The organism is Staphylococcus sp. GDY8P94P (assembly GCF_017892255.1).
In the GTDB taxonomy this organism is placed as follows: domain Bacteria; phylum Bacillota; class Bacilli; order Staphylococcales; family Staphylococcaceae; genus Staphylococcus; species Staphylococcus cohnii.
Window position 1 is genome coordinate 346,946 of sequence record NZ_JAESKU010000015.1, and the last position, 26,482, is coordinate 373,427.

Here is a 26,482-nt window from a genome sequence, read left to right on the forward strand (position 1 = left end):
AAATTTTTTCAAATGTTTTTGTTTTATAAAATGAGGGAGCACACATGTATAATTTAATTCACTTTACACGAACGCAAGCACATAATTACAAAACAGAAAAAAGCATATATAATATTATCACAGGCAAAAAGTCCCATCAAACCTTTTTTGACGCCTGTAGTCAACAGCTATTATCATTGTATCATAGCTTACCAAACTTAAAATATCCATCATTTGTTGGATATGCTCAAAATGAAACACAAGATGTTGATGATACGCAATTAATTCGTACTCATCCAAGGTATACATACGATAGTTTATTAAATACTTTTAAGGCAATTCAATTATTAACCCAAACAATTTCGAATATCGCACATGATTCATTTCAATTTGTACCTGTAACGCACAACAATACAATTCAATATAGAGTAAAAAAAGTATATAACAACTTTAAAAATAAGGACATATCATTCAAATTAAATAACGAATTAAATATTTTATTTTCTTCAATTACGGAAAAGAATAATAAAACATACTTACATTACTATTTACAAGGATATAAAGAAAGCATGTATACAAGACAACAAGTTAGCTTAATAGAAGACATTTCTCAACAACATTTGTTTGTACTAGAAATGAATGATTTAGTAATAATGATGTTTGAATTAGAAAATGTAACTAAATATCCTATTTTAAGTCAATTGATTATTTTACCTACTTTACTTTTTAAAACAGAAGAAACATACAATGGTATAAAAAAAGGGCACAGTTTTAAACAATTAGCCAAGATGCAAAATGTAAAACCAAACACAATCGAAGATCATATATTAGAATTATTTATCAAAGGATATTTATCACACTACGATACATTTATCAACGAGAAGTCGTATACACATTTTTTAAGTTATTATGTAGAAAATCGTAGCGAAAGACTAAGAAACTACAAAGAAAAATTTCCAAAATTAAATTACTTTGAAATAAAACTATTAATCATCGGTTATGAAAGAGGTGATTTAAATGTTGCATCATGAATTAAAAAAATGGTTTGGTTTTGATACATTTAAACCTGGACAACAAGAAATTATAGAACATGTATTAAATGATGAAAATACTTTGGGTATATTGCCTACTGGTAGCGGGAAAAGTCTATGTTATCAATTACCAACCTATATTAAGCAAAAACCAACGCTCATCATCTCACCATTAATATCTTTAATGGATGATCAGGTCATGCAATTAAAACTTCAAGGCGAGCATTACGTTTCATGTATCCATTCAGGATTAGATGAAAATGAAAAAAAACAAAATATACAATCTTTGCTACATAGTCGCTTTATATTTTTAAGTCCTGAATTTTTGTTGCAACCACATAATTTTAAACTTATACAAAGTTTGGATTTAGGGTTAATAGTTTTAGATGAAGCACACTGCTTATCTGAATGGGGTTATGATTTCAGACCACATTATGCCCTTGTAGGGAAAATTATCAATCATTTTCCTAAAGCAAACATACTTGCTTTGACTGCTACAGCACCACCATATTTAACATACGACTTAAATCACATGTTAAATAAAACATTTACTGTTGTGAAAACAACAACGAATAGAGAAAATATTACATTATCTCACAAAAATTTCGAAGATGATCACGGAAAGTTAAAATGGCTACTTCCAATGCTAGAACAATCAGGACCAACAATTATTTATGTTTCATCTAAAAAAATGTGCCTGACTTTAGCCAAAGCAATTTACCAATATGGCTTTTTAACAGGAATATACCATGGTGATTTAACCTATCAAGAACGACATACAGTACAACATCAATTTATAAATAATGAAATACCTATTATTGTAGCAACGAGCGCTTTTGGTATGGGGATTAATAAAAAAGATATTCGAACAATCATACATTTTCATTTAGCTACGAGCCCATCAAGTTATATGCAAGAAATTGGACGTGCAGGACGTGATGGTAAGTCAAGCCAAGCAATCAGTCTTTATCAACCAGATGACAGCTATTTATTAGAAACGTTACTCTTTGCCAATATCATTACAGAAGAAGATGTGAGTTCATTTGAATTAGGTATGTTTTTACCACCTGAAAAAAATGAAATATTAGACGTTCTTAGTAGTTATTATAAAATTGAACAATTGCGTGCTATTTTCAAAGCAGCTTTTGAACGAAAACAACGAGGTTATTATCGAATGTTAGGTTATAAAAACTTAGATCAATGTCGCAGAGCATATATGATAGAATTTTTCGGTGAAAATCTAACATCTAAACCAACACAGTGTTGTGATAATGACTCAGAATTAAAACCAATTCATATAATTAATAGTAAAAAAGTGAAAAGAAAAATGGATTATAAAGAAAAATTACAAAATATATTCAAATAAAAGATAAATGCTTTACTTCACTTTTTCAATCAAGCTATAATACGAGATATACACTAAAGTTTTATTTGTTTTTCATATAAAATTTATACATATATACTACCTTTTAGGGTAAAACAGTATATACTAAAATTAAATGACGGAAGGATGATGAATTTGTCTAATAATAATTTCAAAGATGATTTTGAGAAAAATCGTCAATCTATTGATCCAAAAGAACATCAAGATGATGTACAGGATTCTGTTAACGATTCCGTTGACAACGTAAAAGAGGAAGTTTCTGATAAAAAAGACGAACAATTCCCTCCTAGAAATGCTCAAAGAAGACAACGTAGAAGAGATACGGCAACACATCAAAATGAAGGAAACCAATCACCTGTTGATGAAAATAATGATAAATCAAATCAAATAGATGATGAACAACAACAAGACACACATTCATCATCTCATACAGATGAAATCAATAAGAATCAAGACCCTTCAGAAAGCAATAATATTAATCAAAATCGAAATAAAAAAGATAGTGATAACGAAACACATCATGACAACCAATCTGAAGATACAAACGATAAGAAAAAAGGTGCTGCCATGGCTGGTGGAGCGGCAGCAGCTGGTGCTGGTACTTATGCTGCTAAAAAACATCATGACAAAAAAGATGAATCTGTTGATTCAAAAGATGATAACACATCAACAAAAAATAAAGAAAAAAGTGGTGCTAGCACAGACGTAGATGCATCAAATAATAAAGATCAACACACTGATGAAACTAATACTAAATCTGAAAATGATAAAGAGCAAAAAGACAACAAGAAAAAAGGTGCTGCTGTAGCCGGTGGAGCAGCTGCGGCTGGTGCAGGAGCTGCAGGAGCAAAAGCTGCACATTCAAATGGCAACGGCTCTGGTGGAAATAATGGCAACGGTGACAGTAACAACGATAATAATAATGATGATGATAACAATAACAACAAGAAAAAAGGTGGCTTGTTCGGAAAAATATTACCTATTATAGCAGCAATTTTAATTTTAGCAGCAATCGGAATTTTTGGTGGTATGGCACTAACTGGCAATAATGATGATAGTGGCAGCAACGACGATAAAAAAGTAGCTGATAACAAAGATAAAAATGCTGACTCAGACAAGGACAACAAGAAAGATTCAGACAAAGACAAAGATGCTGATAGTGATAAAGCAAATAAAAACAGTGACGATAGCGCTGAATCAGATAATGATGATAGTTCAAATCAAACTGATTCTAATTCTGATGATGCTGCTACTAGCGACCAAAATCAAACTACTGAATCAGACCAAAGCAATCAAAGTAATCAAAGTGATCAAAATGCACAAAGTGGTCAAAACGATCAGTCTCAACAAGATAACCAAGCTACGAATCAAGGTAATGATTCAGCAAATCAAGACCAAGCAACTAACACCCAAAACAATCAACAAAACAATCAATCTTCAAACAACAATTCAGGACAACAAACACATACTGTAAATGGTCAAAACCTATACAGAATAGCTATCCAATATTATGGAAGTGGTTCTCCTGAAAATGTAGAAAAAATCAGAAAAGCCAATGGTTTACAAAGTAATGATATTCATAATGGACAACAATTAGTTATCCCTCAATAATATCATTCACACTGTATAAATATAATGGGCTTGAATATCAAGCCCATTTCCATAAAAGGATTAATCCCTATCAAATGGATTAGTTACTGAACGTAAACAAACCCTTCGCATTAATTTGCGAAGGGTTTGTTTATTTTCTACTTATATAGTTTTTTCAAAATAGTAGTAGTCTTTCAGACCATTACTGGTACTTTTACTAGTCGCAATGCGATTTATTAAATTCATGGCACCACAAATTAGCGTAGTATCCGGCTTCTGGATCAGTTGTGCTTAACTTTTTTGTTTTATTTTCCTCCTTGTTTTTACTTTTTAATGGCTTTTTTCTTAGTGCTCGTCTTTGTTTATTTATTTCATTGTCCAATCCTTCCTGCAAGTGGAGCGTATCTTTTTTCACAATTCTTTTGGTGTATTTATTGATTATTTTTGATAGCTATTTTTAGTGTTTTCTCAAATATTTGTTTAAATAAATCTGTATCTTGAAAACGACTTGTATAATTATTACTAAAATTACTGGATTTATTGATGGTTTACCATTATCAAGACAATATTTTCCTTCAACAAGTTCATATACAAAATTTAAATCTAATATCGCATCGACTTTACGTAATAAATGATTATTAGGGACAAATTCAGAAAAAGAAATCATTTTATATTGCTCTCTTTTATCGATTGATTTATTCAACAGCATAAATATCATCACTGTTTAATTTTATTATAATATTGGCAGTAATATATGCCACCTCCTGCGGGAATTGCACTAGCCGAAGACTACAGGCTAAGGCAGTGCCCGCGGAAAGCGTACATAAAATACTGCCAACAAAGCCGGAGACTTTATCGACAGCTTGGGACTAATCCTTATCAAATGGATTAGTCCTTTTTGCATTGTGCTAATTTTAGTGAATTAATTTTTATTGTAAACAAATTTTCAAATTCTATCACTTGGTTTTTTAAAATCTACTGGTATAATAAATGGGTGGTAAAAGGAGGACAAATACTATGCAAACAGTAGAAAGTATAATTATTGGCGGTGGACCATGTGGTTTAAGTGCCGCTATCGAACAAAAGAAAAAAGGGATTGATACATTAGTAATTGAAAAAGGAAATATCGTGGATGCTATTTATAACTATCCAACACATCAAACATTCTTTTCTTCAAGTGATAAATTAAGTATCGGCGACATTCCGTTTATTGTAGAAGAAAGCAAACCACGTCGAAATCAAGCATTAGTGTATTATAGAGAAGTTGTTAAACATCATCAACTACGTATCAATGCTTTCGAAGAAGTCCTTACTGTTAAAAAAATTAATAATCGTTTTACACTTACTACTACGAAAGATGTTTATCAGTGTCGATTTCTAACTGTAGCTACTGGTTATTATGGTCAACATAATACATTAGAAGTAGAAGGTGCAGAACTACCAAAAGTAAAACATTACTTTAAAGAAGCACATCCTTATTTCGATCAAAATGTTGTTATCATCGGTGGCAAAAACTCAGCAGTAGATGCAGCATTGGAATTAGAAAAAGCTGGTGCACATGTCACAGTTATCTATCGTGGTTCTGACTATCCAAAAGCAGTTAAACCATGGATTTTACCTAACTTTGAATCATTAGTGAAACATGAAAAAATAAACATGGCTTTTAACGCTGATGTCACAAAAATAACTGAAGACAGTGTTATTTATGAGCAAGATGGGGAAGTAATTGAGATTCCTAACGATTATATTTTTGCAATGATTGGTTATCACCCTGACTATAATTTCTTAAAATCAATTGGAATTGAAATCAATGAAAATGAATATGGTACAGCACCGGTTCATAACAAAGAAACTTATGAAACAAATGTTGAAAATTGTTATATTGCTGGTGTAATTGCAGCAGGGAATGATGCTAATACGATTTTCATTGAAAACGGCAAATATCATGGTGGCATCATCACTCAAAATATTTTATCTAAAAAACAAACACCTTTAGAGTCATAATATAAAAACAAAGAGCTGGATAAGTGATTAGGATTTTAGAATTCCTTCGATATTCTAAAATCCTATATTGCTTATCTCAACTCTTTTTTTATTTTATAACTGAGCTTCAAAATACTTTTTCAATTGTTCAAACGTTAAATGATTACTTAAACCGATTAATAATTTCAGTCTCGCTTTTTGTCCATTTAATCCGTTAGAGAAAATAACGCCTTTTTCCTCTAATGTTGCTCCGCCACCTTCATAGGCATAAATTGGGCCAACAATGCCATTAAAAGATCTAGATACAAGTATGACTGGTATATGATTACTTAAACATTGATTCAATCCTTCTAAACATGTCGGAGGTAAATTACCTTGTCCGAGTGCTTCAATTATAATGCCATCCACTTGTTTTTCACTGTAGAAAGATAATACATCACTATTCATCCCCATATATGCTTTAACAAGTGGGATATTTAAAGTTTGATTTATTTCAGTCAGTACTAAATGATCAAATGGTCTGTGATGAAATTGTACACTTTGTTTTGTAATCACACCTAAAGGACCATGATTCGGGCTTTGAAAAGTATTCGTATTAGAAGTATGTGTTTTCGTAACATTTCTAGCTGTATGAATCTCATCATTAAATACCACCATCACACCCATATTTAATGATTCATCACTAATTGCAACTCTAATTGCTGATAAAAAGTTATATAATCCATCTGCACCAATTTCATTAGAGGAACGCATCGCACCTGTGATTACAATTGGTTTCGAGGTATCCACTGTTAAATCTAATAAATATGCCGTTTCTTCTAGCGTGTCAGTGCCATGTGTAATCACATAACCATCATAGTCATCTTGTTTTTCAGATTGGTTAATAATTTGCTTTAATGTTTCTACATACTCAATATTCATATGTGGGGATGGTACATTAAAAGGTGTTATTTCAGTTACATCAGCATATTTATTAATAATATTTTGATGATTCGAAATTGGATTATCCGTATTTGTAACAACTTTGTTTGATTCATCTTGTGACATGCTAATCGTACCACCAGTATGTATGACAAGAAGTTTTTTCATGTGTGCATTCCTCCTATTTATAAAATACATATTTATGATAAAATAATATCTATAAAACAACAAGGAAGGGTTACTAAAATGAAACCAATAAATATCGCACTTGATGGACCTGCAGCCGCAGGTAAGAGTACAATAGCAAAACTTGTGGCAGCCAAATTGTCTATGGTTTATGTAGATACTGGTGCAATGTATCGTGCTATTACTTATAAATATTTACAATTAAATAAAACTGAAAATTTTTCTGAACTTGTTCAGTCAACGGAACTATCATTAACTTATGATGAAGAAAAAGGACAAAGAATTATTTTAGACAACCAAGATGTTACAGATTATTTAAGAGAAAATGATGTAACGAATCATGTTTCCTATGTTTCTTCAAAAGAATTAGTGCGTTCATTTGCAGTTGAAAAACAACAAGAATTAGCAGAGCAAAAAGGAATCGTAATGGACGGAAGAGATATCGGTACTGTTGTCTTACCTGATGCTGATTTAAAAATATATATGATTGCTTCTGTGGAAGAACGTGCTGTACGTCGTCAAAAGGACAATGAAATCAGAGGGATTCAATCAACAGTAGAACAATTAAAAAAAGAAATTTCTGAGCGTGATCACTATGATATGAACAGAGAAATATCTCCATTGAAAAAAGCTGATGATGCAATAACAATTGACACTACTGGTATGAGTATCGAAGAAGTTACTGATAAAATTTTAACATTAGTAGAAAAAATTTAAATATTTAAGCATGCATGGTCAATTTGTTATTCTTTTTGTCTTTTTGTTAAAATAATGTAAAAAAGTTATAAAATATCAAAATTAGGGTATATTATTGTAGTAGATTTTTAAAATTTGTACTACATATAAGTCAATGTAAATTGCTATTGATATTAAAACTATTATCTACATGATAAGTATCAATTAATATTTTTAAATGTATAGAATTAGAGTGTTCACTATAAAGTGGAATTTCTTGACAATTCTGTCAAATTATAAGATGTTATAAATATGTAGTGTAATAAGGAGGCAGACAAGATGACTGAAGAATTCAATGAATCAATGATTAACGAAATTAAAGAAGGGGATAGAGTTACTGGTGAAATTCAAGAGATTGAAGAAAAACAAGTAATTGTACATGTTAACGGTGGTAAATTTAACGGTATTATCCCTATAAGTCAACTTTCAACACATCATATTGATAATCCGAGTGATGCTGTTAAAGTTGGTGACGAAATCGGTGCATATGTTACAAAAGTGGAATATGACGAAGAAAATGAGACAGGCACTTATATCTTATCTAAACGTCAATTAGAAACTGAAAAGTCATATGAATTTTTACAAGAAAAATTAGATAATGATGAAATTATCGAAGCTAAAGTCAATGAAGTTGTAAAAGGTGGTTTAGTAGTAGATGTTGGTCAAAGAGGGTTTGTACCAGCTTCATTAATTTCAACCGATTTCATCGAAGATTTCTCTCATTTTGAAGGTCAAGTTCTAAAATTAAAAGTTGAAGAACTAGATCCAGCAAATAATCGCGTCATTCTTAGTCGTAAAGCTGTAGAAGCATTAGAAAATGCGGAGAAAAAAGATGACTTACTAAATAATCTTAATGAAGGCGATGTAATAGAAGGTAAAGTTGCACGCTTAACAAACTTCGGAGCGTTTATCGATATTGGTGGCGTAGATGGACTTGTACATGTTTCTGAATTATCACATGAACATGTTAAATCACCAGAAGATGTTGTCTCAATTGGTGATCAAGTTAAAGTGAAGGTAAAATCTGTTGATAAAGATTCTGAACGTATTTCATTATCAATTAAAGATACGTTACCAAGCCCATTCGAATCATTAAGAGGAGAAGTCAATGAAGGCGATGTAATAGAAGGTAAAGTTGTCAGACTTACAAATTTTGGTGCTTTTGTTGAAATCAAACCTGGCGTTCAAGGTTTAGTTCATATTTCAGAAATCAGTCATTCACACATAGGTACACCTGGTGAAGTGTTAGAACCAGGACAAGTTGTCAGTGTTAAAATACTCAGTGTCGATATTGATAATGAACGTATTTCACTTTCTATTAAAGCAACATTACCTGACGAAAACATTGCTGAAAGTGATAATGAAACAACGAAATCGTATTTAGATAATAATGAAGATGAAGACAATCCAACACTTGGTGATGTTTTCGGAGATAAACTTAAAGATATTAAGTTTTAATAATTATCATAAGACCAAATCTAAATCTTGTCCTATATCATGTTAGGGCAAGATTTATTTTTTTAGTGTCCATATCAATCAATTAAGTAATTGTATTTAATGGAAATCATTTAAATGGTTTTATTAATAATTTCTTTTGAAATACTTACCCCGTATGATAGAATTATAGAGATTAAAAAAGAGAGGAAGTTAGTTATGACTAAACCTATAGTTGCTATTGTAGGAAGACCGAATGTTGGAAAGTCTACAATTTTTAACAGAGTCGTAGGTGAACGTGTCTCTATTGTTGAAGATACACCAGGTGTGACTCGTGACAGAATTTATTCATCAGGCGAATGGTTAACTCATGATTTCAATATCATTGATACTGGAGGTATTGAAATTGGTGAAGCGCCATTCCAAACACAGATAAGAGCACAAGCAGAAATTGCCATAGATGAAGCTGATGTCATTATTTTTATGGTAAATGTTAGAGAAGGCTTAACACAAAGTGATGAAATGGTAGCTCAAATGCTATACAAATCTAAAAAACCCGTTGTATTAGCTGTGAATAAAGTTGATAATCCTGAAATGCGTAATGAAATTTATGATTTTTATTCACTAGGTTTCGGAGATCCTTATCCTATTTCAGGTTCACATGGTTTGGGATTAGGTGATTTATTAGATGAAGTAGTTAAAAACTTCAAAGAAGAAGAACCAGACCCATATGACGAAGATACAATTCGTTTATCAATCATTGGTCGCCCTAATGTTGGGAAGTCAAGTTTAGTTAATGCCATATTAGGTGAAAATCGTGTCATCGTATCAAATGTTGCTGGGACAACTAGAGATGCTATTGATACTGAATATAGCTATGATGATCAAGATTACGTCCTTATTGATACTGCTGGTATGCGAAAAAAAGGTAAAGTATATGAAAATACAGAAAAGTACTCAGTTTTACGAGCACTTAAAGCGATAGAACGATCAAACGTTGTTTTAGTAGTAATTGATGCAGAACAAGGCATTATAGAACAAGATAAGCGTGTCGCTGGGTATGCACATGAAGAAGGAAAAGCGATTGTTATAGTTGTCAATAAATGGGATGCTGTAGATAAAGAAACAAACACAATGAAGAAATTTAAAGACGAAGTGCGAAAAGAATTTCAATTCTTAGATTATGCACAAATCGCATTTGTTTCAGCTAAAGAACAGAAAAGATTATCTACGCTATTCCCATACATTCTAGAAGCTAGTGAAAATCATAAAAAACGTGTTCAAAGTTCAACATTAAATGAAGTTATCACAGATGCGATTTCTATGAATCCTACACCAACAGATAAAGGGCGTCGATTAAACGTATTTTATGCTACACAAGTTGCAATAGAGCCTCCTACATTTGTTGTATTTGTAAATGACGTAGAATTAATGCATTTTTCTTATAAACGTTATCTTGAAAATCAAATAAGAGCTGCCTTTGGATTTGAAGGTACACCTGTACACATCATATCTAGAAGAAGAAATTAATAAATGGAGGGGTTACATGTCTAATATAACTGTCTTTGGTACGGGGAGTTTTGGTACGGCATTAGCAAATGTCTTAGCTGAAAATGGACACCAAGTATTAATGTGGGGAAAAAATGAAACGACTGTTAAAGAAATAAATGAATTACATTCAAATACAAAATATCTTAAAAATGCACAACTTGAGTTATCAATTAACGCAACTACTGATATAAATAAAGCAATAACACATTCAGATGTATATCTCATGGCTTTACCTACTAAAGCGATGAGAGAAGTTGCAAGTGAAATAGATTCACATTTATCATCGAAAAAAACCTTTATCCATGTTGCTAAAGGAATAGAAAACGACACTTATAAACGTGTTTCTGAAATGTTAGAAGACTCAATCAGCCCTGAACATAATGCAGGTATCGGTGTATTATCAGGGCCAAGTCATGCTGAAGAAGTTGTCATCAAACAACCAACTACAGTGGCTGCTTCTTCTAAATCAACAGAGGTGAGCAAGCTAGCCCAAGATTTATTTATGAACGATTATTTAAGAGTTTATACTAATGACGACCTAGTTGGTGTAGAATTGGGTGGTGCTTTAAAAAATATTATAGCTGTTGCAAGTGGTGTGATTTCAGGAATGGGTTTCGGAGACAATGCTAAAGCGGCATTAATGACTAGAGGTTTAGCTGAAATAAGTAGACTTGGCGAAAAATTAGGTGCAGATCCACTCACATTTTTAGGCTTGGGTGGTATTGGCGATTTAATTGTAACTTGTACCTCTACACATTCTAGAAATTATACACTTGGTTATAAATTAGGTGAGGGTAAATCCTTAGACAAAGCATTAGAAGAAATGAATATGGTTGTTGAAGGTGTATACACGACAAAATCAGTTTATAATTTAGCAAAAGAACACAATATTGATATGCCAATTACAACTGCATTATACAAAGTTTTATTTGAAAACCAACCTGTCGATGAAAGCGTAAAAGATTTAATGGAACGTGGCAAAAAAGCGGAATAAGATAGAAGTATTACACTTTTTAGCAAATATATAACAATTTGATATTAAAATCCTATTAATTCAACGTTTTTTACACATAAATCATTGCAGTTGCAGTATTCGTTGTGTTAAAGTCATACCATAATGATATTAAGTTATCATTATAAACCCTAGGGGAGGTGAATTCATAATGAACAAAACAGATTTAATCAATGCTGTTGCTGAACAAGCTGACTTAACTAAAAAAGAAGCTGGTTTAGCTGTAGATGCAGTATTCGAATCAATTCAAACATCACTTTCTAAAGGTGAAAAAGTACAATTAATTGGATTCGGTAATTTCGAAGTACGTGAACGTGCTGCTCGTAAAGGACGTAATCCACAAACTGGTAAAGAAATTGATATCCCTGCAAGCAAAGTACCGGCGTTCAAAGCTGGTAAAGCTTTAAAAGATGCAGTTAAATAATTCTTTACTTACAAGTGAAGCCCTTGTTACAGGGGCTTTTTTCTTTTGGTAAAAATTTTTAAACGCAAATAAAAATAGATTGTAAACTATGTCTCTTAATATGGTATCATTCGATATGATGATATGATATTAAGAGCTTTTTAAAATAATTAACAAAACATAATTCATTTCTTTGAATAATTTTTATTATTCACAAAATACATAAAACGTATATATTTATCAGTTTGAAAACCGTTGATTTTAATTTTCCTTATATAATGTTAATATGTATATTGATAATAACGTGAGGTGTGAACATGGAAACGACATTAAGTATTTTTGAAAAACAAATTACCCAACGCTTGAAAGGTATACATCATTATGACGCTATTTATATAAATGAAGTATTAGCAAAAATCCTTGATTCTTATGATATACCTGAAGATGCTAAATTAGCTTGCCTCACTATAGATACTGCGATGCGTCATTTAGATGAGGTTTCCAAAAATTTATCCTCTAAGAAAGCCATATTAATTGGTGATTTACTAAGCGCTCACTTTTATACATTATTAGCGAAGTTACATGATCCAATTTTTCAAAAGCAAATTAGTTCAGCGATTGTTGAAATTAACGAAATGAAATCTTCAATCCATAATGGAGTGATTCCAAGAGAAAAAATTGGACATTATATTTTAATGATAGAAAATAAATTTCCACTTATAACAATCAATCGATACGTACCAAATATAGAAACAGTAAATATAAACCAAAAATTATTAGCAAACATATTAGAAAATCATCCTTCGTATTTAAAGAAATATTCAAAAGATGAATTAACTACATTTTTAGATGAAATTAAATCAGAAATTTATTAAAAAAGAGGTAATCAATGATGACAGATAATAAAGCAAAAAAAGAACAAGTCCATAACGTTTTTCAAAACATTTCTGGAAAGTATGATCGCTTAAATAACATCATTAGCTTTGAACAACATAAAACATGGAGAAAACGTGTAATGAAAGAAATGAATGTCAAAGACGGTAGCAAAGCATTAGATGTTTGTTGTGGCACGGCCGATTGGACCATTTCTTTAAGCAAGGCAGTCGGTCCTTCTGGTGAAGTGATAGGTGTAGATTTTAGTGAGAACATGCTTGAAGAAGGGAAAAAGAAGACAACGGATATGCAAAACATCCAACTTATTCATGGTGATGCAATGAATTTACCGTTTGAAGATAATGAATTTGATTATGTCACAATCGGCTTTGGTTTGCGTAATGTACCTGATTATCTAGCAACACTTAAGGAACTTAATAGAGTGTTAAAGCCTGGTGGTATGGTTGTTTGTTTAGAAACAAGCCAGCCAACTGCACCAATATTCAAACAGTGTTATAAATTATATTTTAAATTTATTATGCCTATATTCGGTAAAATATTTGCGAAATCAAAAGATGAATATGAATGGTTACAACAATCCACTTTTGATTTTCCAGATAAAGAAAAATTGAAACGTTTATTTTCACAAGCAGGATTTAGTAATATAAAGGTACGTAGCTTCACTGGTGGCGTTGCAGCGATGCACCTAGGCTATAAATAAAATGAAACAACCAAAGGTGATGACTGTGTCAAAGTTAAATATGAATAATGAAATTAAAATAATTGAAAAACGATTAGAAGAAGCATTAATAAGTAAAGATCAAATCTTAGAAGATGCTTCTTATCATTTGTTTTCATCAGGTGGTAAACGTGTAAGACCCGCCTTTGTAATCTTAAGTAGTCAATTTGGTGAAGAAATGAATGAAGATGTATATCGTGTAGCTGTTGCACTTGAATTAATACATATGGCGACTTTAGTACATGATGATGTCATTGATAAAAGTGATAAACGTCGCGGCAGCTTAACTATTGCTAAAAAATGGGATCAGGATACTGCGATTCTTACAGGGAATTTTCTATTAGCAGTCGGTTTAGAATATATTTCAAATATAGAAGATAATCGAGTACATAAAGTGATATCTAGTGCTATTGTTGAAGTATGTATGGGTGAATTGTATCAATTTCAAGATCAATTTAATGCAAATCAAACAATTACAAATTATTTAAGAAGAATCAATCGCAAAACAGCATTGCTCATACAATTATCAACAGAAGTTGGCGCAATTGCTTCACACGCCGATACCAAAACAGTTCGTAATTTAAAAATGATTGGACATTATATTGGGATGAGTTTTCAAATCGTAGATGATATTCTAGATTTTACTAGTTCTGAAAAAAAATTAGGAAAACCTGTAGGCAGTGATTTAATGAACGGTCACTTAACTTTACCAGTATTGTTAGAAATGCGTAAAAATCCTGAGTTCAAATCAAAAATCGAACAACTTCGCCCTAACAGTGATCAATCATTATTTGATGAATGTATTCAAACAATTAAACATTCTGATGTCATAAACCAATCGCAAGCAATCAGTGATAGATATTTAGATAAAGCCCTACATCTTATTGATCAGCTAGAAAGAGATGAAGCAAAACCTTTATTTAAAAAAATTATTAAAAAAGTAGGAAAAAGAAACGGATAATTGTGTGAAAAGCATTGAAAGCGCTTAAATTAACTGTTAATATTATAATGTGCTTTAAGACATTATAATATTTTGTTTTATATTTTTATAAAACTTACATCATTAACAGGGGGATAAACACACAATGGAAAGAACATTTTTAATGATTAAACCGGACGCGGTTCAACGTAACTTGATAGGTGAAATCGTTTCACGTATTGAACGTAAAGGACTAAAACTTGTAGGTGCTAAACTAATGACGGTACCAAAATCGCTTGCAGAAGAACATTACGCTGAACATACAGATAAACCATTCTATGGTAATTTAATAGATTTTATTACTTCTGCACCGGTATTTGCAATGGTTGTAGAAGGTGAAGATGCTGTACATATTGCACGTCACATTATTGGAGCAACAAACCCATCAGAAGCTACACCTGGTACAATTAGAGGAGACTTTGGTTTGACTGTAGGCAGAAACATTATTCATGGTTCAGATTCAGTAGAATCTGCTAATAAAGAAATCAAGCTTTGGTTTAACGCAGAAGAATTAAGTGATTTCACAGAATCACGTGAAGCTTGGTTATATGAATAATTGTCTTTGAATTGACAAACCTATGTAAATAAGATGACATTCATTATTAACTTTTAATACTTTCAACAATATAGATAAAAAGCTGATAGTTAAAACACGATTCTTGGTCGTGTGATTAAAATCAAAACACTTTCGTTGAATTCATAATAATATGAATTGATACGAAAGTGTTTTTTCTATGGTTAAAAGTTGCAATTGCATTCTATAGTGAAGTCGTTTAATATCTTAAGTTATTACTAAAATTTAGCCAGATGTTATAGTTGAATGTAGGTAAATCTTATAAAGTTTAGTTATTTGAAATTTTTCTGTTAATTTGAACAAATGAATATGATAAGATAAGGAACATATAATCATTTAAAGTACTAAAGAACGGAGTGGGTAAATAATGAGATATTTAACTTCAGGAGAATCACATGGTCCACAGCTAACAGTAATTATTGAAGGTGTGCCAGCAAATTTAGAAATTAATGTTGCCGATATAAATGAAGAAATGTTTAAGCGTCAAGGTGGATATGGTAGAGGTCGACGCATGCAAATTGAAAAAGATAGTGTTGAAATTGTGTCTGGTGTGCGAAACGGGTATACACTTGGTAGTCCAATCACGCTTATTGTCACAAATGATGATTTTAAACATTGGAGAAAAATAATGGGTGCTGACCCTATTAGCGATGAAGATCAAGAAAACATGAAACGTGTGATTACAAAACCACGTCCTGGACATGCAGACTTAATCGGTGGTATGAAATATAATCATAGAGACTTAAGAAATGTATTAGAACGTTCTTCAGCTAGAGAAACTGCTGCGCGAGTAGCTGTTGGCGCTGTATCTAAAATATTACTTAAACAACTCGATATTCATTTTTATAGTAGAGTTATGGAAATTGGTGGTATTAAAGATGATTTAGAGTATGATCTTGAAACGATTAAATCTAATATTGATAAAAATGATGTTCGTGTTATTAATGATGATATCGCTCAACAAATGAGAGATAAAATTGATGACGCTAAAAAGGCAGGAGATACTATTGGTGGTGTTGTCCAAACTGTTATTGAAGGTATGCCAATTGGTATTGGTAGTTATGTCCATTATGACCGTAAATTAGATGGTAGAATTGCTCAAGGTGTCGTAAGTATCAATGCCTTTAAAGGTGTGAGTTTTGGAGAAGGATTTAAAGCAGCTGAAAAACCTGGTAGTGAAATACAGGACGAAATACTATATGATACAACCAATGGTTATTACAGAGGGTCAAATCATTTAGGTGGATTTGAAGGTGGTATGTCTAATGGTATGCCTATTGTCGTCAATGGAGTTATGAAACCAATTCCAACACTATATAAACCTTTAAACTCAGTAGACATTAACACTAAAGAATCATTTAAAGCTTCTGTTGAACGTTCTGATAGTTGTGCTGTTCCAGCTGCAAGTGTTGTAGTAGAAAATGTTGTTGCATTTGAACTTGCAAAAGCACTATTAGAAGAATTCCAATGTAATCATATCGATCAATTAAAATCACAAATTGAAGAACGTCGCTTGTTGAATATAGAATACTAAGTTTTATTAAAATTTTAAGATTAGCCAGGTGATATCTATGAAATTACAAACTACGTATGAGACAAATAATTATCCCATCATCATAGAACATAACGCATTAAAGGATTTACGTCATTATATTGAAAATTATAAAGATATTGTACTTGTCGTTGATACCGAAATCGCAAACAAATGGGATGACACATTAGAATTTATTACATCTGAATACGATGCACACAAGCTGATGGTTCCATCAGGTGAAACCACAAAATCTCTAGCTTATTATGCCGAAAGTATAGAAACATTATTGAGTAAAAATTTGACCAGAAATACGTGTATCATTGCAGTAGGAGGGGGAGCCACAGGTGATTTCGCTGGATTTTTAGCTTCTACCTTATTAAGAGGCGTTGATTTTATACAGGTACCTACGACGATATTAGCGCACGATTCTAGTGTTGGTGGTAAAGTGGGTATCAATTCGAAGCACGGTAAGAATTTGATTGGTGCATTTTATAGACCAAATGCTGTGATCTATGATTTGAATTTTCTTTCAACACTCCCTTATACAGAAGTATTGAGTGGTTATGCTGAAGTATATAAACACGCTTTATTAAATAGTGCGAACGCAGTACGAGATATTGAAGCGCATTTTTATGACAAAGCTACGTTAACCTCCTTAAATGAAATTGAGTATTATCTTTTTAAGGGCATAGAGACTAAGTTAAATATCATTGTAAAAGATGAAAAAGAATCTAACGTTCGTAAATTTTTAAACTTAGGACATACTTTTGGTCACGCCGTTGAATACACATTTAAAATACCACATGGTCATGCAGTAATGATTGGCATCCTATTCCAATTTATTGTGGCAAATCATATTTTAAATCAAAATTTTAATATTTCACATTACATCAATTATTTAAATTCTCTAGATTATCCATTAAATATTATCAATACCTTCGATTTTGATCCACTTTATGAATTGATGTTAAGAGATAAGAAGAATGATCAGCAAGGGGTTCAGATGGTTTTATTAGAAGGATTGGGTAACCCTGTGGTTAAACATGTTGATAAATCCATATTATTAGAGAGCTTTAATGCATTACAAACATATATTAAAAAGTAGGTGACATATTTGGTTATTAGTAAAACAATTGATATAAAAGGTCCTCTGATTGGAGATATAGAAGTTCCTGGAGATAAATCAATGACGCATAGAGCTATTATTCTGAGCTCATTAGCATATGGCAAATCAACGATATATAAACCATTACTTGGTGAAGATTGTATTCGTACAGTTGAAATTTTCCGTCTGCTTGGTGTGGAAATAGATATATTAGAAGATAAAATAGAAATTAATTCACCTGGATACAAATTTTTCCAAACACCACATCAAGTACTCTATACTGGTAATTCTGGAACAACTACACGCTTAGTTGCTGGATTATTGTGTGGTCTTGGTATTGAAACAGTGCTATCTGGTGATGCTTCAATTGGAAAAAGACCTATGGATCGTATTATGAAACCATTAACCTTAATGAATGCAGATATTTCAGGTGTAAATAATAATTATACACCTTTAATAATCAAACCTGCTCAAATTAAAGGCATAACATACCAAATGGAAGTCGCAAGTGCTCAAGTTAAAAGTGCAATATTATTTGCAAGCTTATTTGCAAACGAAAAAACGACTATTTCTGAAATCGGTATTACGCGTAATCATACAGAAACGATGTTTGAACATTATCAAATTCCAATCACTACCAATGATAAAACGATTGAATTACCTGAAAATAGTATCAAACATATTACTGCCACTGATTTTCATGTACCTGGCGACATTTCTTCTGCTGCATATTTCATTGTTGCTGGCTTGATAACACCAGGCAGTGATATTACAATTCACAATGTTGGCATAAATCCAACACGTTCAGGTATTATTGATATCGTGACACAAATGGGTGGAAATATAACTTTATTCAATCAAACGAATGGTTCAGAACCTACCGCTTCAATACGTGTACAGTATACGCCAAACATGAAACCTATTCATATCGAAGGTGAGTTAGTACCTAGAGCAATTGATGAGTTACCAGTTATTGCCTTACTTTGTACTCAAGCAAATGGCACAAGTATTATAAAAGAAGCGGAAGAATTAAAGGTCAAAGAAACAAATCGTATTGATACTACAGCAAACATGTTGAATTTATTAGGCTTTACATTGCAACCAACAAGTGATGGTATGATTATACATCCATCAAGATTGGAACAAACTGCCACAGTGGATAGTTTTACTGATCACCGTATTGGAATGATGCTTGCTGTAACTTCTTTATTAACTGATGATACATTAACGATTGATCAATTTGATGCAGTCAATGTTTCCTTCCCAGGTTTCTTAGCTAAATTTAAACAATTAGAAAAAGAGGGATAAAGTATGGAAGATATCTATAAACTTATAGATGATATCAACTTACAAAAACTAGACAACTTAGATACACGTGTAAATGACGCGTTAAGTTCTCCAAAAGATGATGCACTCTTTATACTTGGTGAAACACTATATAATTATGGATTAATGCCACAAGGTCTTGAGGTATTTCGTACACTTTATCATAAATATCCAGATGAAAGTGAACTGTTAATTTATTTTATTGAAGGGCTGATCGCGGAAGACCAAACGGATGAAGCATTAGAATATTTAAGTACTGTTGAACTTTCTACGGAACGTTTGATGTTGGAAGCAGATTTGTACCAACAATTAAATATGCTAGAAGTAGCTATTGATAAATTAGTAGAAGCAATTGATATTGAACCCAATGACCCAATCATCCATTTCGCATTGGCAGAATTACTTTATTTTGATGGACAATATTTACGTGCTTCATCGGAATATGAAACGGTACTAGAAACGGGAGAATATCAGGTCAATAATGTTAATTTATTCTCCCGTTTAGCTGATTGTAGCTTGCAAAGTGGAAATTATAGCGATGCAATCACGATGTTCGATGAAATCAGTGAAGATGAAATGGATTCAGAAAGTTACTTCAAAAAAGCGATTGCTTATGAAAAAAATGATTTAACACAAGAAGCTATCAAATTAGTACAAACACTATTATCAAAAGATCCAGATTTCCTACAAGGCTACTTTTATCTACAACAATTGTATGAAAACGAGCATAATCACGCAGATGCCATTGAAATTGGTAAAGAAGGATTGAGATTGAGTCAATTTTATAAAGAATTAATGGTATCAACAGGAAGTATTCAAATCGAACACGGAGATGCTAATGAAGGTGTTCAATTACTACTACAAGCTTTAGATGTAGACAATGCTTATCAGGAACCACTTTTAATCTTAAGTGATTTCTATAGACAAGAAGAAGATTACGAGTCAATTATTGGCTTACTTCAATATGCAGATGAAGAAGATTTGGATCCAGTATTTATGTGGCACTTAGCACATGCATTAGGTAAAGAAGAGCGAGATAAAGAAGCTCAACATTTCTTTGAATTAGCTTATCCAACTATGAGAACACAATCAGCATTTTTAAGTGATTATTATTTCTATTTAGTTGAAATTGGTTATATAGAACAAGCTCAACAAATCTTAAAACAATTACTGGAAATAGATCCATCTAATGAAACATGGCATGATGAAGCTGAGAGATTGCAATCATTCTAAAAAGTAAGGAAGGTGAGTACATTGACTGATACCTTACAACAAGTAAAAGCAAGTTTTATAGAATACGTATTATTCCATTATCGTTTTAAATCTCGAATTAGTGTATGGGTATTAAATTTGATAAAATCCTCACCTGAATTATTACAAAAAATATACTTTGTAGATGAGCAAATTCCTAGTCATAATACTTTAGAAATTGCTGCAGTGAATACAGACAATATCGCCATAAAACTTAAAGTGCAGAATCAACAATATATTAACAATGAAAAAATATTTGACTATATCGCAAATCAAAACATCTTTTTTGATATCAAATTATATTTAAATAATGAAGGTTCAAGAGATACAAGATTAGATGAATTATTGTTAACACAATTACTTCACTCTCCTTATTATGCTATATATATTCAAGATATTTATGTCTTGCCATTATCAAAACAAAGTGAATTATCTATTATCAAATATTTACAAGACAATATTGACTTAAGTTTACAATTACAAGATAAAGCTTTATTTTATCAATTATCTCAAATCCTTAATACATTTAAGTTGAGGAATCTTAATACATTATCGAAGGATTGACTATATGAACATTTATTCGCTTTGGCAACTTATCATTTATAATAAAGGGATGCTCTATTTCTTATTAATATGTAATTTATTAGGAACGATTTATGGGTATATTTGGTATGGTTCACAAATGAGTATTACACCATGGTATTTTATACCTTTTGTACCTGATAGTCCGACTGCATCATTATTTTTATGTATTGCTATACTAGGGTTAATTGTTAACCAGAACATACCAATCATTGAAGCACTTGCTTTTGTCACATTAATCAAATATGGTGTATGGGCTGTAATTATGAATATTATTTTATTTATCCAATACGACATGATTACAATTATAGGTTGTATGCTGATACTTTCCCACGGTATTATGGCCATTGAAGCTTTTATATTTTATCCAAGGTTTAAAGTGACTATGCTTTCGTTTTTCGTAGCAATGATATGGGTGTTCCACAATGACATTATCGATTATGTATTCATGCAATATCCTTTTTATGATTTTATTGAAAATCACATTGGGGCAATTGCATACTTAGCATTTTGGTTAAGTGTCATACCTTTAGTTTTATATTTAAGTTTAACTCTATTTAAAAAAGATAAAATATTTGACCATTATTAACGTCCACAGTAAAATGTTTATAAAGGAGTGAGGATTTTTGTCTTTTATTTATATGATTATATACTTTGTTATCTTAATGGTTCTGCCTCTATGGGCACAACACAAGGTTAAATCTAACTATGAAAAGTATTCCCAAGTAAGATCAACTAGTGGAAAAACAGGGCGTGAAGTAGCGCTTGAAATACTCCATTCAAATGGAATTTATGATGTAGACGTTGTCGAAGGTAAAGGATTTCTAACAGATCACTACGATCCTAGTAAAAAAGTACTTGTCTTATCTCCAGCGAACTTCAATAGACCTTCAGTAGCTGGAACAGCAATAGCTGCCCATGAAGTAGGTCATGCTATCCAGCATGCTCAGGGTTACTTCTTCTTAAGGTTTAGAACATCATTAGTACCTTTAGCAAATATTGGTAGTTCTTTAGGTTACATGGCAGTGTTTGTTGGTATTGTTTTAACTAGTTTACAGAGTACATTGGGTTCAACTGCACTTTGGATTGGCATTGCATTAATGTCATTTGCAGTACTTTTCTCAATTGTTACCTTACCAGTCGAATTTGATGCCAGCAGTAGAGCAATGAAACAAATCAAAAGTTTAGATATTGTTAATGAAAAAGAATATCGACATGCGAAAAAAGTATTATCTGCTGCTGCAATGACTTACGTTGCATCAACTGCTGTAGCATTAGCAGAACTTGCACGTTTCATTTTAATCGCTAGATCAAGTGAATAATTTGGCCATACACATCTGACAGAAGTCTAATTGGTTTCAAATGATTTCTTCGTCTTAAAATGACAAGAATGACAATATTAGCATTAGAGGTTGAGACAATAAATTTGTCCAGCCTCTTTTTTATGCTTGCAATAATTATCCTTCAATATAAACATTTATCACGCTCATTTTTCGTTAGATGCATTATTGTGTACTTTATGTGTATCATATTATCATTATATTCAATGCTGGATTAACATTGAATAGCGTATAAAGGTTGCAGGAATAATGCATGAATCATAGAATTAGTCTATACTATAAAAGAAACTGTAAGAATGAGAGGCGTTTATCATGAAATCAATGAAAGATATGCAAATCGAAGTAGATGACTATATAAATCAATTTAAAACAGGCTACTTTTCACCTCTAGCAAATCTCGCAAGATTATCAGAAGAAGTGGGAGAATTATCAAGAGAAATTAACCACTTTTATGGTGAAAAAAAGAAAAAAGATAGTGAAGCAGCAAACACAGTAAAAGCAGAACTTGGAGATAATTTATTTGTGTTACTATGTATTGCTAATTCTTTAGATATAGACATGACGGAAAGCTTTAACGAAACGATGAATAAATTTAATACACGTGATAAAAATCGTTTTGAAAGAAAATAGATTGACATTGTTTAAGAAAGGATGTGCCACCTATGAAAATAGGAATTACATGTTACCCGTCTATGGGTGGTTCTGGTATTATCGCTACTGAATTGGGTATCAAGTTAGCAGAAAGAGGACATGATATCCATTTTATAACATCAAATATACCCTTTAGGATTAGAAAACCATTACCAAATATTACGTTTCATCAAGTTGAAGTGAATCAATATGCTGTATTCCAATATGCACCTTATGATATCACCTTAAGTACAAAGATTGCTGAAGTAATCAATGAGTATGACTTAGATCTATTACATATGCATTATGCGGTACCACATGCTGTTTGTGGCATCCTAGCGAAACACATGTCAGGTAAAGATATTAAAATAATGACCACTTTACATGGCACTGATATTACTGTATTGGGATATGACCATTCATTAAAAAATGCGATTAAATTTGGTATAGAAGGTAGTGATATAGTAACAAGCGTTAGTAAATCACTAGCCGAACAAACAACTGATATTATTGAAACTGATAAAGCTATTATTCCAATATATAATTTCGTTAGAGAAAATGAATTTCCTACAAAACATTCAACGCCGACTGAATCCGATATCAAATTAAAGGCTTGTTACGGGATAAAACCTGAGGAAAAAGTGGTTATTCACGTTTCTAATTTTAGAGCCGTTAAACGTATTGATACAGTCATTGAAACTTTCGCAAAGATACACCAACAATTGTCATCAAAACTTATTTTATTAGGTGATGGTCCTCAATTAATGGATATGAAAACAAAAGCACGTGAATTAAATATTGAAGATTCCGTACTATTTTTAGGTAAGCAAAATTGGGTAAGTGAATTTTATCAAATATCAGATATAGTATTATTATTAAGTGAAAAGGAAAGCTTTGGTCTCACATTACTAGAAGCAATGAAATCAGGTGTACTTCCAGTTGGCTCAACTGCTGGAGGTATCAAGGAAGTAATTAAACATAATGAAACAGGTTTTCTTGTAGATGTTGGAGATAGTGAGAAAGCTAGTACGTATGCCTTACAATTGTTGACAGATGATCAGCTTTATAAAAAAATGCAGCAGCAAATGTTGAATGATGTTGCTGAACGTTTTTCTTCAGATTTAATTGCTGATCAATATGAATATTATTATAAAAAAATGTTAGAGGGTAATCATGACTAAAACATTATTCGAACAAGCAAAACCTATATTAAAAACTTTACAATCTAACCAGCACCAAGCATATTTTGTTGGGGGATCTGTCAGAGATTATCTAATGCATAAAACAATACACGATATCGATATTACTACGAGTGCGACACCTGATGAAGTAGAAGCTATTTTTGAAAAGACAATTCCTATAGGTAGAGAACATGGTACAATTAATGTTGTTTATAACGGGGAACATTATGAAGTAACGACTTTTCGTGCAGAAGGGGATTATGATGATCATCGTAGACCTAACGAAGTATTTTTTGTGCGCGAATTATATGAGGATGTTAAAAGACGTGATTTTACAATGAATGCAATAGCCATGGACGCCGATTTTCATATTCATGACTATTTTAATGGGCAACAAGATATAAAAAATCGCATAATCAGAACTGTAGGAAATGCACAAGAACGTTTTAATGAGGATGCATTAAGAATCATCCGAGGGTTACGTTTTCAATCACAATTAGGGTTCTCACTAGAAAATGAAACTTTTTACGGTATGCAATCACACATCAATGATATTGAACATTTATCAATTGAACGTATAGTGGTTGAGTTAAAGAAACTCACTTCTGGTAAATATGTAGCCAATAGCTTTGAAAACTTACAGCGTTTGAATGCATTTAATTACATTCCTTTTTTTAAACATTATAATCTAAATAATTTTATTTTGGATGAAGCCATTCCGTTCACTTTATTAGTAGCATTAATGAAAGTACAGCAACCTTCAATAAATGGCAATCTTAATGATTTGAAAATCAGTAATAATGACAAAAAATATATAAGCAAGTTAGAAAAGCTACTCAATCAATTACCCAATATTAAATCAAAATCAGACTTTAAAATACTTATTTATGATTATGGTGAGCAAGATATACAATCCATATTAAATTATATGGATTTACATATAAAAAACCATTTACCATCTTTTTCACCACTCATTATAAATACACAGTCTGTAAAAGAAGTATCCAAACAACTACCAATTCAATCGAGAAAAGATATTGATATTAATGGTAAAGATATCCTTGAAGTAGTCAATAAACAAAGCGGTCCTTGGCTAAAAACAATATTGAGAGATATTGAGATTGCGATTATCGATGGAGATGTTCAAAATATTAAATCAGAACTCATTAGGTGGGTGAATTCACATGTCGAAATACAGTAAAGATGTTATACAAATCTTATATACAAATCAAGATGAATATATTTCTGGTCAATTTATCGCTGAACATCTTGCAATTTCTCGAACAGCAGTCAAAAAAGTCATAGATCAACTAAAGCAAGAAGGATGCGAAATTGAATCAATTAACCATAAAGGACATCGCTTAATTGAACTACCTGATAAATGGTATAGTGGGATTGTAGAACCTTTAATCGATGAGCAAAAAATGTTTGATCATGTTGAGGTAATAGCACAAATAGATTCCACACAGTTACTCGCTAAGCAGAAATTAGTTGGCAATACAGATACTTTTTTAATTTTAAGTGATGAACAAACGAAAGGAAAAGGCCGTTTCAATAGACCTTGGGATTCTTCACGTGGCAAAGGGTTGTGGATGTCTATTGTGCTACGACCAAAAGTTCCATTTGAAATGATAACGAAATTTAATTTGTTTATGGCATTGGGTATCAGAGATACAATGCAACAATTTAGTAATGAAAGCGTAACTATAAAATGGCCAAATGATATTTATATTGATGGAAAAAAAGCTTGCGGCTTTTTGACTGAAATGGTAGCTAATAGTGATGGTATAGAAGCGGTTATATGTGGTATTGGCATAAACATGAATCACTTAGCCGAAGACTTTCAAGGTGAGTTACAATTAAAAGCTACGAGCTTGAGAATACATGCTAACCAAAAAATACATCGTTATCATTTTTTAGAGCAATTGATAAGTCAAATTGAAAGACGTTATCACCAATTTTTAAACCAACCATTTTCTACTATACGAAACGAATATATTGAAGCTTCAAATATTTGGAATAGAACTCTAAAATTCACTGAAAATGCGCAACAATTTCAAGGTGAAGCTGTAGATATTGATGAGGATGGCTATTTAATCGTCATTGATGACCAACAGATACAACACAAACTTATGAGTGCAGATATAGAACTTTAAATT

At 31.8% G+C, this 26,482-nt stretch carries 26 protein-coding genes; 24 read left to right on the plus strand and 2 right to left on the minus strand.

What is annotated here, in order from left to right:
• Positions 1-44 precede the first annotated feature (44 nt).
• The 3 genes from KA926_RS11135 to KA926_RS11145 all read left to right on the plus strand — a co-directional run bounded on the left by KA926_RS11135 (position 45) and on the right by KA926_RS11145 (position 4,005).
• On the plus strand, positions 45-1,010 hold the full coding sequence (locus KA926_RS11135; protein ID WP_210144365.1) for a helix-turn-helix domain-containing protein: 966 nt from the start codon (positions 45-47) through the stop codon (positions 1,008-1,010).
• Complete coding sequence (locus KA926_RS11140) at positions 997-2,376, plus strand: RecQ family ATP-dependent DNA helicase (protein ID WP_210144366.1); 1,380 nt, start codon at positions 997-999, stop codon at positions 2,374-2,376. The genes KA926_RS11135 and KA926_RS11140 overlap by 14 nt, the downstream gene beginning before the upstream one ends.
• A gap of 147 nt (positions 2,377-2,523) precedes the next feature.
• Positions 2,524-4,005: a LysM peptidoglycan-binding domain-containing protein gene (locus KA926_RS11145; RefSeq protein WP_210144367.1), complete on the plus strand. Its 1,482-nt coding sequence runs from the start codon at positions 2,524-2,526 to the stop codon at positions 4,003-4,005.
• A 436-nt stretch (positions 4,006-4,441) separates the two neighbouring features.
• Here KA926_RS11145 and KA926_RS13995 read toward each other — a convergent pair whose 3' ends face one another.
• The gene (locus tag KA926_RS13995) at positions 4,442-4,693 is read right to left on the minus strand and encodes a transposase (RefSeq protein ID WP_245335861.1); all 252 of its coding nucleotides are present in this window, start codon (positions 4,691-4,693) and stop codon (positions 4,442-4,444) included.
• A 308-nt stretch (positions 4,694-5,001) separates the two neighbouring features.
• On the opposite strand from KA926_RS13995, the gene ypdA reads away from it, so the two are divergent.
• Positions 5,002-5,988: a bacillithiol disulfide reductase YpdA gene (gene ypdA, locus KA926_RS11155; RefSeq protein ID WP_210144368.1), complete on the plus strand. Its 987-nt coding sequence runs from the start codon at positions 5,002-5,004 to the stop codon at positions 5,986-5,988.
• Positions 5,989-6,081: 93 nt separating this feature from the next.
• Here the strand turns inward: ypdA and KA926_RS11160 are convergent, their stop codons facing one another.
• Positions 6,082-7,056, minus strand: a complete 975-nt coding sequence (locus KA926_RS11160) for an asparaginase (RefSeq protein WP_107386676.1) — start codon at positions 7,054-7,056, stop codon at positions 6,082-6,084.
• Between the two features lie 78 nt (positions 7,057-7,134).
• Between KA926_RS11160 and cmk the strand changes: the two genes are divergently transcribed.
• The 20 genes from cmk to KA926_RS11260 all read left to right on the plus strand — a co-directional run bounded on the left by cmk (position 7,135) and on the right by KA926_RS11260 (position 26,479).
• Entirely contained in the window at positions 7,135-7,791 is a 657-nt protein-coding gene (gene cmk, locus KA926_RS11165) for a (d)CMP kinase (protein WP_210144369.1), read from the plus strand.
• A gap of 297 nt (positions 7,792-8,088) precedes the next feature.
• Positions 8,089-9,267, plus strand: a complete 1,179-nt coding sequence (rpsA, locus tag KA926_RS11170) for a 30S ribosomal protein S1 (protein ID WP_210144370.1) — start codon at positions 8,089-8,091, stop codon at positions 9,265-9,267.
• Between the two features lie 195 nt (positions 9,268-9,462).
• Positions 9,463-10,773 carry a ribosome biogenesis GTPase Der gene (gene der / locus KA926_RS11175; RefSeq protein WP_019468912.1) on the plus strand — a complete coding sequence of 437 codons (1,311 nt, stop codon included), beginning with the start codon at positions 9,463-9,465 and terminating at the stop codon, positions 10,771-10,773.
• A 16-nt stretch (positions 10,774-10,789) separates the two neighbouring features.
• The gene (locus KA926_RS11180; protein ID WP_107384498.1) at positions 10,790-11,788 is read left to right on the plus strand and encodes an NAD(P)H-dependent glycerol-3-phosphate dehydrogenase; all 999 of its coding nucleotides are present in this window, start codon (positions 10,790-10,792) and stop codon (positions 11,786-11,788) included.
• 169 nt (positions 11,789-11,957) lie between these two features.
• Positions 11,958-12,230 carry an HU family DNA-binding protein gene (locus tag KA926_RS11185; RefSeq protein ID WP_019468914.1) on the plus strand — a complete coding sequence of 91 codons (273 nt, stop codon included), beginning with the start codon at positions 11,958-11,960 and terminating at the stop codon, positions 12,228-12,230.
• A gap of 296 nt (positions 12,231-12,526) precedes the next feature.
• Entirely contained in the window at positions 12,527-13,084 is a 558-nt protein-coding gene (locus KA926_RS11190) for a heptaprenyl pyrophosphate synthase subunit A (RefSeq protein ID WP_107384497.1), read from the plus strand.
• A 17-nt stretch (positions 13,085-13,101) separates the two neighbouring features.
• Positions 13,102-13,803: a demethylmenaquinone methyltransferase gene (locus KA926_RS11195; protein WP_107384503.1), complete on the plus strand. Its 702-nt coding sequence runs from the start codon at positions 13,102-13,104 to the stop codon at positions 13,801-13,803.
• Positions 13,804-13,828: 25 nt separating this feature from the next.
• Entirely contained in the window at positions 13,829-14,782 is a 954-nt protein-coding gene (locus tag KA926_RS11200) for a polyprenyl synthetase family protein (RefSeq protein WP_210144371.1), read from the plus strand.
• Positions 14,783-14,906: 124 nt separating this feature from the next.
• Complete coding sequence (gene ndk / locus KA926_RS11205; RefSeq protein WP_019468918.1) at positions 14,907-15,356, plus strand: nucleoside-diphosphate kinase; 450 nt, start codon at positions 14,907-14,909, stop codon at positions 15,354-15,356.
• 385 nt (positions 15,357-15,741) lie between these two features.
• Positions 15,742-16,908, plus strand: a complete 1,167-nt coding sequence (aroC, locus tag KA926_RS11210) for a chorismate synthase (RefSeq protein WP_210144372.1) — start codon at positions 15,742-15,744, stop codon at positions 16,906-16,908.
• A gap of 37 nt (positions 16,909-16,945) precedes the next feature.
• Complete coding sequence (gene aroB, locus KA926_RS11215) at positions 16,946-18,013, plus strand: 3-dehydroquinate synthase (protein WP_210144373.1); 1,068 nt, start codon at positions 16,946-16,948, stop codon at positions 18,011-18,013.
• Between the two features lie 9 nt (positions 18,014-18,022).
• Complete coding sequence (gene aroA / locus KA926_RS11220) at positions 18,023-19,321, plus strand: 3-phosphoshikimate 1-carboxyvinyltransferase (protein ID WP_210144374.1); 1,299 nt, start codon at positions 18,023-18,025, stop codon at positions 19,319-19,321.
• A 3-nt stretch (positions 19,322-19,324) separates the two neighbouring features.
• Complete coding sequence (locus tag KA926_RS11225) at positions 19,325-20,572, plus strand: tetratricopeptide repeat protein (RefSeq protein WP_210144375.1); 1,248 nt, start codon at positions 19,325-19,327, stop codon at positions 20,570-20,572.
• Between the two features lie 21 nt (positions 20,573-20,593).
• Entirely contained in the window at positions 20,594-21,154 is a 561-nt protein-coding gene (locus tag KA926_RS11230) for a YpiB family protein (RefSeq protein ID WP_210144376.1), read from the plus strand.
• Positions 21,155-21,158: 4 nt separating this feature from the next.
• Positions 21,159-21,761 (plus strand): DUF1405 domain-containing protein, encoded by a 603-nt coding sequence (locus KA926_RS11235; protein ID WP_210144377.1) that lies wholly within the window; start codon positions 21,159-21,161, stop codon positions 21,759-21,761.
• 37 nt (positions 21,762-21,798) lie between these two features.
• Entirely contained in the window at positions 21,799-22,494 is a 696-nt protein-coding gene (locus KA926_RS11240) for a zinc metallopeptidase (RefSeq protein WP_210144378.1), read from the plus strand.
• A 330-nt stretch (positions 22,495-22,824) separates the two neighbouring features.
• Entirely contained in the window at positions 22,825-23,142 is a 318-nt protein-coding gene (locus KA926_RS11245; protein WP_210144379.1) for a nucleotide pyrophosphohydrolase, read from the plus strand.
• A 32-nt stretch (positions 23,143-23,174) separates the two neighbouring features.
• A complete protein-coding gene (bshA, locus tag KA926_RS11250; RefSeq protein ID WP_210144380.1) occupies positions 23,175-24,323 on the plus strand; it encodes an N-acetyl-alpha-D-glucosaminyl L-malate synthase BshA in 1,149 nt (382 codons plus the stop codon).
• Positions 24,316-25,524 (plus strand): CCA tRNA nucleotidyltransferase, encoded by a 1,209-nt coding sequence (locus tag KA926_RS11255; RefSeq protein ID WP_210144381.1) that lies wholly within the window; start codon positions 24,316-24,318, stop codon positions 25,522-25,524. The genes bshA and KA926_RS11255 overlap by 8 nt, the downstream gene beginning before the upstream one ends.
• On the plus strand, positions 25,508-26,479 hold the full coding sequence (locus KA926_RS11260; protein WP_210144382.1) for a biotin--[acetyl-CoA-carboxylase] ligase: 972 nt from the start codon (positions 25,508-25,510) through the stop codon (positions 26,477-26,479). The genes KA926_RS11255 and KA926_RS11260 overlap by 17 nt, the downstream gene beginning before the upstream one ends.
• Positions 26,480-26,482: the final 3 nt, after the last annotated feature.